At 66.4% G+C, this 12,994-nt stretch carries 13 protein-coding genes; 2 read left to right on the forward strand and 11 right to left on the reverse strand.

Going from position 1 to position 12,994, the window contains the following annotated elements:
• The 10 genes from ASC45_RS11035 to mutL all read right to left on the reverse strand — a co-directional run.
• Positions 1 to 1,098 (reverse strand): methyl-accepting chemotaxis protein (locus ASC45_RS11035; RefSeq protein ID WP_055451106.1); only part of this gene is annotated, 1,098 nt, incomplete at its 3' end.
• A 26-nt stretch (positions 1,099 to 1,124) separates the two neighbouring features.
• The gene (locus ASC45_RS11040) at positions 1,125 to 3,356 is read right to left on the reverse strand and encodes a chemotaxis protein CheA (protein ID WP_055451107.1); all 2,232 of its coding nucleotides are present in this window, start codon (positions 3,354 to 3,356) and stop codon (positions 1,125 to 1,127) included.
• On the reverse strand, positions 3,353 to 3,694 hold the full coding sequence (locus ASC45_RS11045; RefSeq protein ID WP_055451108.1) for an STAS domain-containing protein: 342 nt from the start codon (positions 3,692 to 3,694) through the stop codon (positions 3,353 to 3,355). Before ASC45_RS11045 ends, ASC45_RS11040 begins: the two co-directional genes overlap by 4 nt.
• A gap of 30 nt (positions 3,695 to 3,724) precedes the next feature.
• Positions 3,725 to 4,093 (reverse strand): response regulator, encoded by a 369-nt coding sequence (locus ASC45_RS11050; RefSeq protein ID WP_055451109.1) that lies wholly within the window; start codon positions 4,091 to 4,093, stop codon positions 3,725 to 3,727.
• 49 nt (positions 4,094 to 4,142) lie between these two features.
• Entirely contained in the window at positions 4,143 to 5,138 is a 996-nt protein-coding gene (locus tag ASC45_RS11055) for a methyl-accepting chemotaxis protein (RefSeq protein ID WP_055451110.1), read from the reverse strand.
• Between the two features lie 30 nt (positions 5,139 to 5,168).
• Positions 5,169 to 5,546, reverse strand: a complete 378-nt coding sequence (locus tag ASC45_RS11060) for a response regulator (protein ID WP_055451246.1) — start codon at positions 5,544 to 5,546, stop codon at positions 5,169 to 5,171.
• A gap of 140 nt (positions 5,547 to 5,686) precedes the next feature.
• A complete protein-coding gene (locus ASC45_RS11065) occupies positions 5,687 to 6,322 on the reverse strand; it encodes a response regulator (protein WP_055451111.1) in 636 nt (211 codons plus the stop codon).
• Positions 6,323 to 6,329: 7 nt separating this feature from the next.
• Entirely contained in the window at positions 6,330 to 7,430 is a 1,101-nt protein-coding gene (locus ASC45_RS11070; RefSeq protein ID WP_141655779.1) for a sensor histidine kinase, read from the reverse strand.
• A 48-nt stretch (positions 7,431 to 7,478) separates the two neighbouring features.
• Entirely contained in the window at positions 7,479 to 8,432 is a 954-nt protein-coding gene (gene miaA, locus ASC45_RS11075) for a tRNA (adenosine(37)-N6)-dimethylallyltransferase MiaA (protein ID WP_055451112.1), read from the reverse strand.
• Positions 8,429 to 10,270, reverse strand: coding sequence for a DNA mismatch repair endonuclease MutL (gene mutL / locus ASC45_RS11080; RefSeq protein ID WP_174514718.1), 1,842 nt, complete (start codon positions 10,268 to 10,270; stop codon positions 8,429 to 8,431). The genes miaA and mutL overlap by 4 nt, the downstream gene beginning before the upstream one ends.
• A 220-nt stretch (positions 10,271 to 10,490) precedes the next feature.
• Here mutL and ASC45_RS11085 point away from each other — a divergent pair, with 220 nt between their 5' ends.
• A complete protein-coding gene (locus tag ASC45_RS11085; RefSeq protein ID WP_055451114.1) occupies positions 10,491 to 11,135 on the forward strand; it encodes a DedA family protein in 645 nt (214 codons plus the stop codon).
• 13 nt (positions 11,136 to 11,148) lie between these two features.
• Here ASC45_RS11085 and lexA read toward each other — a convergent pair whose 3' ends face one another.
• Positions 11,149 to 11,847 (reverse strand): transcriptional repressor LexA, encoded by a 699-nt coding sequence (lexA, locus tag ASC45_RS11090; RefSeq protein ID WP_055451115.1) that lies wholly within the window; start codon positions 11,845 to 11,847, stop codon positions 11,149 to 11,151.
• A gap of 167 nt (positions 11,848 to 12,014) precedes the next feature.
• On the opposite strand from lexA, the gene ASC45_RS11095 reads away from it, so the two are divergent.
• Entirely contained in the window at positions 12,015 to 12,989 is a 975-nt protein-coding gene (locus ASC45_RS11095) for an asparaginase (protein WP_055451116.1), read from the forward strand.
• Positions 12,990 to 12,994: the final 5 nt, after the last annotated feature.

Genomic DNA, 12,994 nt, shown 5'->3' on the forward strand with positions numbered 1-12,994 from the left:
CAGCGCCAGCATGTTCGTCTGATACGCGATGTCATCGATGATCGAGATGCGCTCGGCAATACTCTGCATCGCCGAGACCGTGCCCTGCACCGCGGCCCCGCCTTCGGAGGCTTGCGAGGCCGCCTGCTGCGCCATCGCATCCGTCAAGCGCGCGTTGTCCGCGTTCTGGCGGATCGACGCCGTGGCCTGCTCCAGCGTGGCCGAAGTTTCCTCCACCGAAGCCGCCTGCTCCGAAGACGACTGCGACAGGCTCTGCGACGTGGCCGAGACCTGGGTGGAGGCCGAGAGCAGTTGCTCGGCCGATGAACGCACCGAACCGATGACCGAGGTGAGCTGCGCCACCATCTGCCCCATGGCGGCGAGCAGCTGACCGGTCTCATCCTTGGATACGGACACTACTCGCACCGACAGATCGCCTTCGGCCACCCGCTGCGCCACGTGCACGGCTTCGCTCAAGGGGCGGGTGATGGAGCGGGTGATGAGCAGCGCGGCTGCGACCGCGAGCAACAAAGCGATGGAGGCCAGGGCCAGACTGGCGTTTCGGGCCTTGGCATAGTCGGCCACACTCTGGGCATAAAGTGCGTCGGTCTGCTCGTGCAGCATCTGCTCGATGGCGGCGGTTTCCTTGCGGACCTGCCGCGAGGCGACGAGGCCTGACTTGAGATAGTCGGCCGCGGCGGTGCCGAAGTTGTTTTGCTCCATGGCCGCGATGGCTGCCTGCTGCGCCTCCCGGCCGTGGATGATGCTGGCACGCAGCGCGTCGAGGCGGCTCTGGAGCTGGGGTGTGGGGTGCAGGGAGGCTAGGGTCTTGAAGGCGTTGTCTGTGTTTGCGCGCTGCTCGGCGAGCGTGGCCTTGTCAGCATCGCCGAACTTCTGCGAGAGCAGGCTGCGCAGCACGACCCGGGAGGTGTTCTGGTTGCTGGTGGCGATGGTGACGACGGCGCGCTCCTTGGCCAGCCGGTTCTGCACCACGGTCGTCATGTGATCGTGCATGCGCGAGGCTTCGTAGAGGCCGAAACCGGCGTTGGCAAGAAGAAGCACGATCAGCAGGCCAAATGCGAGGCCGAGGCGCTTGCCGATGCGGAGGTTGTTGAACATGGGGAGTTTCTCGAAGTGAGGGGCGGTCAATGGGTCAGCGCGGGAGCCGAGCGACCTTGTGCGGTGCGGCTGGCGCGACCGATGAGGGTGGCGGCATCGAGAATGAGCGCCACTTCGCCGTTGCCCAGAATGGTGGAGCCGCTGATGCCCTGCAGATGCGCGAACAGGGCTCCCAGGGGCTTGATGACGGTCTGGTATTCACCGAGCAGCGCATCGACGACGATGCCTGCACGCTGGCCGCCGATCTGCGCCACCACGACGTTGCGGCGGGTATTTCCGGCTTCGTCGCCCGAAGTCGGCAAACCCAGCGCCTGAGAGAGATGCAGCAACGGCAGCACCTCGCCGCGCAGGTTGATGTAGCCCTGCTGCGGCTGCCCGGGCTGAAATTCCATGCACTCGATCACGGCGTCGAGCGGGAGCACGAAGGTGCGCTCTGCGGCCTGCACCAGGAAGCCGTCGATGATGGCCAGCGTCAGGGGCAGACGCAGGTGCATCTGCGTGCCTGCGCCCGCGCTGCTCTGGATGTCGATGCTGCCGCGAATGGCTTCGATATTGCGTTTGACCACGTCCATGCCCACGCCGCGTCCTGAAAGGTCGGTGATGGCATCGGCCGTGGAGAAGCCGGGCTCGAAAATCAGGGTCCAGACCTCGGCGTCGGGCAGCGCGGCGGCGCTTTCGGGCGTGACCAGGCCGCGCTCGATGGCTTTGGCCAGGATGCGCTCGCGGTTCAGGCCGCCGCCGTCATCCGCCACGGTGATGAGAATGCTGCCCGAGTCGTGCCGGGCGGCGAGCTTGAGCGTGCCCTGAGCCGGTTTGCCGCGAGCGACGCGAATGTCGGGGGACTCGATGCCGTGGTCCATGGAATTGCGCACCAGATGCATCAGCGGATCGGCGATGCGCTCCACCAGGGTCTTGTCCATCTCGGTGTCAGCGCCCTCGATGACCAGGGCGATGTCTTTGCCGAGCTCGCGCGACACGTCGCGTACCACGCGCTGGAAGCGGGCAAAGGTTTCACCGATTTCGACCATGCGCAGCTTCAGCGCGCGTTCGCGGATGTCCTCGACCAGACGGGTGACCTGCGCGGCCGCCTCGGTCTGCGTCGCATTTTGAGCATGCAGCGCGTTGCCTGCACTGGCGATGACCAGTTCGCCCACGAGGTTGATCAGGGCATCGAGCTTGTCGGCGGCCACGCGCAGCATCTGGCTGTCGCGGCTGCGTTTGTCCTTGACCTGTTTTTGCTTGTCGAGCGCAGCCTGCACGATGGGCTGATGCGTCGCGCCTTCGCGAACCAGGATCTCGCCCAGCGGCGCGGCCGGGGAGCCCGTCGCCTGGGCGTCCTGCTGGGTGCTCAGCGCGTCGGCGAGTTCCTTCTGCGTGAGCGTGCCGATCTGCACCAGGATGTCTCCGAGTCGCAGGTCGTCTTCGGGCAGGGTGCGGATCAGTTCCACATAATCGGCAATGCGGCTGTGCGCGGGCAGGATGCGGACGATGCTGTCTTCCTGCACGAACTCGAACACCGCGGCAATGTCTTCCTTGCTGGCCTCGCTCTTGAAGTTGATCTCGAAGCCGAGGTAGCTGGTTTCGGCGTCCATCACGTCCAGCGGGGGCAGGGCGTCGGTCAGGGTCACGAGCCCGACGATCTCGCCCAGGCCGCGCAGATAGCGGATGAAGGCCAGCGGGTCCATGCCGTTGCGCAGGCTGTCGGGCCCGAAGCGCAGCGACAGATGCCAGGACGCCGTCAGGGCAGATCCATGCGCCAGGACGGTGACGGGCGGCACGCCGTCGGCTGCCGGTGCCGCGGGAACGACCGCCTCCGCGGCGACCACCAGCGCGCCCCCTTCGGCCTGCTGCGCGGCCTGCAGTCGGGCGACCAGTGCCTGTTCCTGCGGCGTGTCGCTGATGCACGAGCCTTGGCTGTCGACCTGATCGATCAGTTGCGCCAGATGGTCGCGTCCCTGCAGCAGCAGCGCCACCAGCTCGGGGCTGGCGGCGAGCTTGTCGGCGCGCATCTGGTCGAGCACGCTTTCGAGGTGATGGGTGAAGCGCACGATGCCGTCGAGGCCGAACAGACCGGCCGAGCCCTTGATGGTGTGGGCCGCGCGGAACAGGGCATTGATGCGCTCGCCATCGTCCTGCGCAGCCGGATCGCCCTGGGGCTGGTCCAATTCCATCAGGCCGTGTTCCATGCCTTCGAGCAGTTCCTGCGCCTCGACGATGAAGGAACGCATGGCCTGCTGCATCTGTTGCTCGAAACTCATGCGTGCTCCTTGGGGGATGGGGTGTGGCCGAACTCGACCACCGGATCGCCGAAATAGGCCAGCAGACCGCAGAGTTCGAGCGCGTCGATGACGGCCGGGCTGTGGGCGCTGAGCTTGAGGCTGTGTTCCAGATTGCTGGCCTGCTGCTTGGCCGCCAGGAGGATTTGCACGCCCGCGGTGTCGATCTCGTCGACGGCGGCCAACTGCAGCTCGACCAGCGGATGCCGGGCGATCAGCTCGGCCAGGCGGGTGCGCACGTCGGCTGCGGCGTAGATGTCCAGCGCCCCCTGCAGCACCACGCTGCAAGCCGGGCCGGCTTGGTGTTCGAGGATGTCCACGGAGGTCTCCTGCTCGGACGTTGGGCGCGATCAGGGCGCGATGAGTTTGGATACGGCGGCCAGCATCTGCGCGGGCTGGAAGGGCTTGACCACCCAGGCGCGGGCGCCGGCGGCCTGACCCTTCGACTTCATGTCATCCTGGCTCTCGGTGGTGAGCATGATGATGGGCGTGAACTTGTAGTCGGGCTTCTGCTTGATCTCCTTGACCAGGGTGATGCCGTCCATATTGGGCATGTTCACGTCGCTGATGATGAGGTGGATCTTGCGACCGTCGAGCTTGGTCAGCGCGTCCACGCCGTCGCAGGCTTCGATGACCTCGTAGCCCGCGCTGGCGAGGGCGATGTTGACCACCTGGCGCAGCGAGGCGGAGTCGTCGACGATGAGAATGGTTTTGGCCATGGCTATGTGCAAAAAAAGGAGTTGAACGAGAGGCTGAGACTTGGCTGTTTCAGAAAAAGGTGATGTCGCCGCCGTCCTGGGCAACGACCGTGGTCTGTCCATCGTGATTGAGGCGCTGTTCCTGCGTGGTGTAGCCGTTGGCGATGCGTTGCATGAACGCGGGCGCGTCAAGTGCGGCATCGGGGTTGGCGGCGCGGCGGGACCGATAGCCCTGCAGTTCGACCACCAGAGTGTCGAGGCTGTCGCGGGTGTGGGTGAGAATCTGGCTGACCCGGTCCTGGAATTGCAGGGAGACGAGCACGTCGCCGATCTCCTCCCGGATGCCGCCGCTCTCGCGCTGCAGCAGATCGGAAGATTCCGATAGCCCCGTGGCCACGTCGCGCAAGCGACCCAGCACCTGATCGATGGATGATTCGGAGCGGGTAAGGAACTGCTGTTCCTCGTTCTGCGATTGCTCGGCCGAGCGCGTCAAGGTTTGAATTGCGCCGGTGATGATCTTCACCTGCTCGCCCATCTTGCGGCCGGTATCGCGCGATTGCGCCGAGAGCTTGCGCACCTCGTCGGCTACGACGGCAAAGCCGCGACCGTTCTCACCCGCACGGGCGGCTTCGATGGCCGCGTTGAGGGCGAGCAGATTGGTCTTGGCGGCGAGTGAGGCCACCTCGGCGGCCATCTTCTCCAGCGCATCGGTGTAGCGCGACATGCCCAGCACTTCGCCGACCATGGCCGCACGCTTGTCCAGCGCCGCGCGCAACTGCTCGAGCACCGCGCCGAGTTCGCCCTCGCTGCGCTGGAACACGGCCACCACGCCTTCGCCGCCGTCCATGCCGGCAGCCGCCTGCTGCGAGGCCTTGACGGCGTTCTCCAGGCGGCTGTGCAGACTGGAGAAGCGCTGGCTCAGCGCCAGGATGGCCGTTTCCATCTGCGCGCGTCCGGCGTCGATCTGCTGGCCGAGCACCGGGAGCGCCTGGGCGCACAGACTGTCGATCTGCTGAGCGGCGTCGGTTTGCTGAGGGGTTTGGGGTTCGATCGCGGCTTGGGTCATGGCGAGGTCCAGTGCGGAGTCAGGGTGGGTTCAGTGAGGCTGCGCGGCCAGCTGGCGCACGATGGTTTCGAGCCGATCGATGTCGGAGCTCTTGTCGAAGAAGAAATCGGCGCCGCCGTCGAGGCTGCGCGCGCGATGCTGCGAGTTGGCGTGCTGGGTGAACATCGCGATGCAGATGTCGCGCCGACTGGACTTGATGCGCTGGAGCAACTGCAGCCCGTTCTCGCCGGGCATCTCGATGTCGAGCACGATGAAGCGCACCGCACCCGAGGTGTCGTCACGCAGGAGATCCAGTGCCTGCTTGCCGCTGTCGGCTTGCAGCACGGCTTGTACGCCCGCGATGCCACAGAGCAGGTTTGCCAGGCGCTCGCGCACCAGCGAGGAATCGTCGACCACCATCAGTTGCATGAATCTGCTCTCGAAGATTGGGAGAAAGGTGCTGGCATTGTTGAAGAGCGACCGGCTTGCGACCATCGGTCAGCGGCGTGGCGACGACTCAGACGAAGCCGCAGTTCGTTGTCGGAAAATGCTGACGCCTGAAACATGTCTCACAGCAAGTCATGGTCGAGGACGTAGCGCACCAGTTCGGCGTCGCGGGTGAGGCCCATCTTCTGCATCAGACGGGTCTTGTGCGCGCTGATGGTCTTGACGCTCAGGTGCAGCTCCTGCGCGACTTCGCCCACAGTGCGCCCTGCGCCGATGCGCCGCAGCACTTGCAGCTCGCGGTCGCTCAGCGCCTCGTGTGCCGAGGCGTCGGACGCGGCGCCATCCTGAAAGTGATGGGCCAGTTGCTCGGCGACTGGCGGGGTGAGATAGCGCTTGCCCTGGGTTACGGTGCGAATGGCATCGACCAGAATGTCCGGGGCGCTGTCTTTGGTGAGGTAGCCCGCAGCGCCGCCTCGCAGAGCCCGTAGCGCGAACAGGTGCTCGCCGTGCATGCTCAGCATCAGCACGGGAAGCTGTGCGTGGGTGGTCTTGATGCGCTTGAGCAGGTCCAGGCCATCATTGCCCGGCATGGAGACATCGAGCAGCACCGCGTGCCACGAAGATTGACGCAGGGCGTCGAGCGCCGAAGCGGCGTCGCCGCACCAGTGCGGCTGCAAGCCCTCGGCTTCGAGCATGCGCGCCAGCCCCGCACCCACGAGGGCGTGGTCGTCGACGATGAGGATGCGCGCCGCGTCCATGCTCGGATCAGGACAAGGCCCGGCTTGCGGCAGCGTCGGGCATATCGTCTTCATGCTGCTCGGCGCAGGGAACGCGCAGACGCAGGGTGGTGCCGTGGTTGGGCAGACTGGCGCAGTCGAGCGTGCCGCCGAGCAGGTGGGCGCGCTCGCGCATGCCGCGCAGGCCGAAGGACGGAACGCTGCTTTGCGTCTGCGGCGTGAAGCCGAGGCCGTCGTCGGCGATGTCCAGCGCGATCAGACCGGGCGTGCGGCTCACGGTCAGCCGTACCGATTTGGCCTGCGCGTGGCGGGCGATGTTGGTGAAGGCTTCCTGGGCGATGCGAAAAATCTGCATGGCCGTGAGGTCGTCGAGTTCGCCGACGGCCTCGATCTGATGCGTCACGGGTATGTCGTAGCGCTTGGTGAATTCTTCGGCGAGCCAGAGCAGGCCTTCGGTCAGCCCGAGATCGAGCACGGCAGGGCGCAGTTGCGCCGCCACGCGGCGGCCGGCAGCCGTGGCTGCGTCCACCAGGCTGCTCATGCTGTTGAGCTGGGCGTCGTCGGGGCCGAGGCGCCGTCGCAGCAGGCTGATGTCCATTTTCAGCGCGGTCAGCAGTTGCCCGAGTTCGTCGTGCAGGTCACGGGCGAGGCGGGCGCGCTCCTGCTCACGGGCGCGCTCCATGTGGGCGGCCATGTCGCGCAGGTCGGATTCGCGGCGGCGCGCATGGCTGATGTTGATCATGATGCCGTTCCACTGCACATGACCCGCATCCAGGCGCTTCACCGCGGCGCGAATATTGATCCACTTGATCTCACCTTCGGTGAGGATGCGGCCTTCCCAGTTCCACGGCTCGAGATGCAGGGCGCTGGCTTGCAGCGAGGCCTGAAAATCGGGCTGATCGGCCGCATGCAGCCGCCCGACAAAGGCGCTGCTCGATTTCAGCAGCGCCTGCGCGCTCAGCCCGCAGACCATTTGTGCCGACTCGCTGGCCTGGGTGAACTGCAGTTGCCCCGAGCGCTGGCTGAGCTGGAAGACAAGCCCGAAGCCGGACAGCGGATGCGCGTCTTCAGGCGAGACGGCCGGGTGGGCTTCCTGGGCGGACTGTTGGGGTGGTTGGAACGGAGTCACGAACGGGCGGGGTCAAATGGGCTTTACAGTCCCATTAACGGCGCCGCGTCAGAAAACTTGAATCTGCAGGGGCTTGAGGCAGTCGTGAATCTCGCGCTGGGGCATGGAGCGCAGCCAGGTGATCTGGCGCTTGGCGAGCTGGCGGGTGGCGGCGATGGCCTGATCGCGGAACTGCGCGGCGTCGATGGAGCCGTCGAGAAATTGCCAGGCCTGGCGATAGCCCACGGCACGGATCGAGGGCAGGGCGGGGCTGAGGTCGCCGCGCTGACGCAGGCTTTGCACTTCGTCGAGAAAGCCCGCGGCCAGCATCTGATCGAAACGCCGCGCGATGCGCTCATGCAGCACGCCGCGGTCCGAGGGTTCGAGCGACAGCAGGCGCAGGGGCGGGCCGCCCGATGGGGCTTGCGGCGGCTGCGCAGACGGGCCGTCGGCGAAATGGGCGGAGAGGGGCTTGCCGCTGAGTCGCCACACTTCCAGCGCGCGCTGGATGCGCTGGGCATCATGGGGCGCGAGCCTTGCGGCGGTGACGGGATCGACCTCGGCCAGGCGGACATGCAGCGCGGGCCAACCGAGCCGCGCCGCCTCGGCGTCGATCTCGGCGCGCACAGTGGGGTCGGCCTGGGGCAGTTCTGCCAGGCCGGATTGCAGCGCCTTGAGGTAAAGCATGGTGCCGCCGACGATCACCGGCCGGGCGCCGCGGCGGCGGATGTCGTCGATCAGGCGGCGCGCATCGGCGGCGAACTGCGCTGCGCTGTAGGGCTGCGCGGGATCGAGGATGTCGAGCAGATGGTGCGGCACCTGCGCGCGCTCCTCAAGACTGGGCTTGGCCGTGCCAATGTTCATGCCGCGATACACCAGCGCCGAGTCCATGCTGATCAGCTCGACGGATTCGCCCTGGCGCCGGGCCTGCTCTGCGATCTGCAGGGCTGCTGCGGTCTTGCCGCTGGCGGTCGGCCCGGCGATGCATAGTACCGGCTGGTCGGCTTGCGGCGGCGCCTTCATCGTCCGCGCAGAAACAGCGCGTCGAGATCGGCCAGGCCGATCTGACGCCAGGTGGGGCGGCCGTGGTTGCATTGGTCGGCGCGCTCGGTGCGCTCCATGTCGCGCAGCAGGGCGTTCATCTCGGCGAGGGTGAGCTGGCGGTTCGCGCGAATGGCGCCATGACACGCCATGCTGGCGAGCAGGGCGTTGCGCCGCTCTTGGAGACGGTCGCTGGTGCCCTGCATGACCAGATCGGCGAGCACGCCCCTGGCCAGTCGAATCGGGTCGGCGTGGGCCAGCAGGGTGGGCGTGGCGCGCACCACCAGGCTGCCCGGCCCGGCCTGGTCGAGCTCGATGCCGAGCGAGCGCAAGGTGTCGGCGTGATCTTGGGCGGCGCCGATCTCGGCGTCGGTGGCGGCGAAGGCGGCGGGGATGAGCAGGGGCTGCACGGCCACGGCGGTGTCCCCCGGCTCTGCGGCCTTCAGGCGCTCGTACACGATGCGCTCGTGTGCGGCGTGCATGTCCACGATGACCAGGCCATGGCGGTTCTGCGCCAGGATGTAGATGCCGAGCAACTGAGCCAGGGCGAAACCGAGCGGAAAGTCGTCGGCGTGCGGCTCGGGCGACACGGACGAGGAGGAGGGGATGTAGTTGGCGGGCGCAGCCGCATCGCGGGCCTGCAGCGGCGAAGACGGCTGTGCCTCGGCAGCGGGCAGAGGCGCGTAGGCCCGCGCGAGCGAGTCCCAGGGGGGCAGATTCGCGCCCTCGCGTCTGAAAGGCAGAGCGGCTGTGGCCGGATACTGAGTCGGCGCCGCGACGGCGTCAGCCTGATGGGGCGCGAGCAGAGCAAGGTCGCCCACGGCCCTGGCCAGCACTTTTTCGACGGCATGGCGCACGGCCTGATGGACGGCGGAACTGTCCCGGAACCGAACCTCGGACTTGGCCGGGTGCACATTCACATCCACCAGCTCTGACGGCAGGTCGATCAACAGGGCGTACTGCGGCTGCAGCGCACCATGCAGCACGTCGGCATAGGCGGCGCGCACTCCGTGGGCCACGGTGCGGTCGCGCACCCAGCGGTTGTTCACGATGATGTGCTGCACGTCCGCGCGCGCCCGGGCGGCCGTGGGCTTGCAGACCAGGCCGCGCACGGTGAGCGGCCCGATCTGAGCCGTCAGGGGCAGGGCATGCGCACTGAACGACTCGCCCAGCACCGCAGCCAGGCGGTCCAGGCCATGAGGCGAAGGATCGCGGTCGAACTGCAGCTTGAGTTGCCCGTCGTGCCACAAGCGCAGCGCAAGATGCGGGTGCGCGATGGCGGCGCGCTTGAACACGTCGGCACACCAGGCGTACTCGGTCTGCGGCGATTTGAGAAATTTTCGGCGAGCCGGCAGGTTGAAGAACAACTGCCGCAGGGTCACGCGCGTTCCAGGCTGCGCGGCCGTGGGCTGCACCGGCCCGAGCTGACCTGCGCTGGCCTGAATGCGGGCGCCATCGTGCCCGGCGCGACGGCTGATGATCTCGATCTCGGCGACGGCCGCCATGGCCGCGAGCGCCTCGCCGCGGAAGCCGAGATGCGCCGCATGATGCAGTTCGTCGAGATCGGCAATCTTGCTGGTGGCGTGGCGCAGCAGGGCCAGGGGCAGTTCTTCGGCGGGAATGCCGCAGCCGTCATCTTCGACCTGAACGTAGCCCATGCCGCCTTGTTCCAGCCGCACGGTGATGGCGCGGGCTCCGGCGTCGATGGCGTTGTCGAGCAGCTCGCGCAGGGCAGACGCCGGACGCTCGATGACTTCGCCAGCGGCGATCTGGCTGATGAGCACGTCCGGCAGGGGACGAATCGGGCGTTGGGGTTGCAGCAAGGCGGGAGGCGTTGCCGGTGCGGGGCGCACGGGCGTGGGGCGTCAAATCGGCTGAGTATACTTTTCGCTCTTTTTTCGCCGCTGCGCAGAAGAAGGCAGCAGCGACGCTCCTCAGCCTCAGGTAGCTCATTTTCCGCTCAGTCGAGGCCTGCATTATTCGGCGTTCGGGCGTGAGCACGCCCCGCAATCCTCTTCCACCCCACCGTTGTCTTGCCCTATGGAACTGCACGCGCTTGTCGATCTCATCCTGCACTTCGATGTGCATCTGGCCCAGTTCATTGCGGTTTATGGTCCCTGGGTCTATGGGCTGCTCTTCGGTATCGTCTTTGTCGAGACCGGGTTGGTCATCATGCCCTTCCTGCCGGGCGATTCGATGTTGTTCGTGGTGGGTGCGTTTGCCGCCTCCGGCGCATTGAGCCTGCCGGGCGTCATGGCCGTGCTCTGGCTGGGCGCCATCTTGGGAGACAGTCTGAATTACCAGATCGGCAAGGCCATCGGCCACAAGGTTTTCGCCTGGCCCGACTCGCGGTGGTTCAACCGCAGGGCGTTCGACAAGGCGCACGCCTTCTACGAAAAATATGGCGGCATCACCATCGTCGCGGCGCGGTTCATGCCCTTCATCCGCACTTTCGCCCCTTTTGTTGCGGGGGTCGCCGAGATGTCTTACGGCAAGTTCCTGGCCTACAACGTTCTCGGGGCCACGCTCTGGGTGGGCCTGCTGGTCATGGCGGGCTATCTGTTTGGCAACATCCCGTGGATCAAGCACAACTTGGGGCTAATGACCATCGGCATCATCGTGGTTTCGCTGCTGCCCGCGGTATGGGGATGGTGGAAGTCGCGCCGGCAGTCGGTCGCCGCCTGAGGACGCGCCTTCTTTATTGCAAGGCACCCCGAAGCAGGCCAACGGCCAGCCCTTCTATGGCGAAGGGCTGATCGGCATCGACCCGGATGGGCGCGAAGTCGGGATTGGCTGGAAGAAGTTCGATGTGATCGGTATGGGTCTTCAGGCGCTTGACCGTGACCTCATCGCCGATGCGGGCGACCACGATCTGGCCGTTTTGCGCCGTCTGGCTGCTTTTCACGGCGAGCATGTCGCCATCGAGAATGCCAGCGTCGCGCATGCTCATGCCACGCACCTTGAGCAGGTAATCGGGGCGAACCAAGAAGGCGGATGGGTCGAGGTTCAACGTTTGCTCGATGTGCTCTTGCGCCAGGATGGGATGCCCCGCGGCGACGCGGCCGATCAGCGGCAGACAAAGCTGTTCTGCGCCCGGCAGGGCGAGTTGCAGCCCGTGGCGCAAGCTCGACACCGCCGAGCCCCTGCCGACACCCGAGGCGCGCTCGCGTGAGGGCTCGGTGATGCGGATGCCGCGCGAAGCGCCCGGCGTCAACTCGATCACGCCTTTGCGCGCCAGGGCCTGCAGATGATCTTCGGCGGCATTGGCCGAGCGAAAACCGAGTTTGGCCGCGATTTCGGCCCTGGTGGGCGGGTAACCGAGTTCGCGCACCGAGGCGGTGATGAGATCGAGGATTTCCTGCTGGCGCGGGGTGAGCTTGGAGACGAGTTGACGCATGCGTAGGCTCCGGCAGTAGCACAATGATTCGGCAGCGCGATCAGACGTCCAACATGGGTGGGTAGCGACTCGATGTGCTTCACCTTGCAAATCCTGATCGGGCTTCCAGCTTGATGATTTTTACAGCACTGTAAATCAAAACAGCTTATCCGCAAAGCATTTCCGACATGATGGCTCCATCTTCCACGCGTTTCTTGCCGCAGATCGCCGTTCTGGGCACGGGCGGCACCATCGCGGGTACGGCTACCGGCGACCCCAGTCTGCCCGGCTACACCGCAGGGGTTCTGGGGGTCGACGCCTTGATCCAGGCCGTGCCTGCGCTGGGCGACATCGCGCAGATGCAGACCGAGCAGGTCGCGAATGTGGACAGCAAGGACATGAGCTTTGCGGTCTGGACCCGCCTGGCCGAGCGCGTGATGCACTGGCTGGCGCAGCCGCAGATTCGGGCCTGCGTCATCACCCACGGTACCGATAGCCTGGAAGAAACGGCGTATTTTCTGAGTCTGGTGGTGCCCCCGGACAAGCCGGTCGTGCTGACAGCGGCGATGCGCCCTGCGACCGCGCTGAACGCCGACGGCCCGCAGAATCTGCTCGATGCTGTGCGCGTTGCGCTCGACCCGGATGCCCGGCACATCGGCGTGGTGTGCGTGCTGCACGGCGTGGTGCATGCAGCCCACGATGTCGCCAAAGTCAGCACGCATGCCATTGAGGCGTTCTCGTCGGGCGAGCGCGGGCCTATCGGAGAAATCGACGGCCAGGAACTCAGACTCTGGCGCAAGGTGCCCCCTGAGGCTGGTGCGCCCTTCGCCCTGCCGGCGAAAGACTGCTGGCCTCGGGTGGAGCTGCTGATGAATGCGGCCGGGGTCGATGGCGCCGTCGTGCGAAGCCTGCTTGAAAGTCGCAGCCTTCAGCCGCCCCTGCGTGGCCTGGTGATCGCGGGGACGGGAGGCGGTACGGTGAACCGCGAACTCGAAGCTGCGCTGCAGGAGGCCGAGGCCCGAGGCGTGGCCGTCAAGGTGGCATCCCGCGTCGGCCCCGTCAGAGGCGGGGATGACGACGGTCTGAGCGCCGTGAAGCTGCGGGTGCGGCTGTTGCTGGAGCTGGCGGCCGCCGACGCAACGCAGCCGTCCCGAACAGACTAGAAATC

The sequence above is a fragment of the Thiomonas bhubaneswarensis genome (assembly GCF_001418255.1).
GTDB lineage: Bacteria > Pseudomonadota > Gammaproteobacteria > Burkholderiales > Burkholderiaceae_C > Thiomonas > Thiomonas bhubaneswarensis.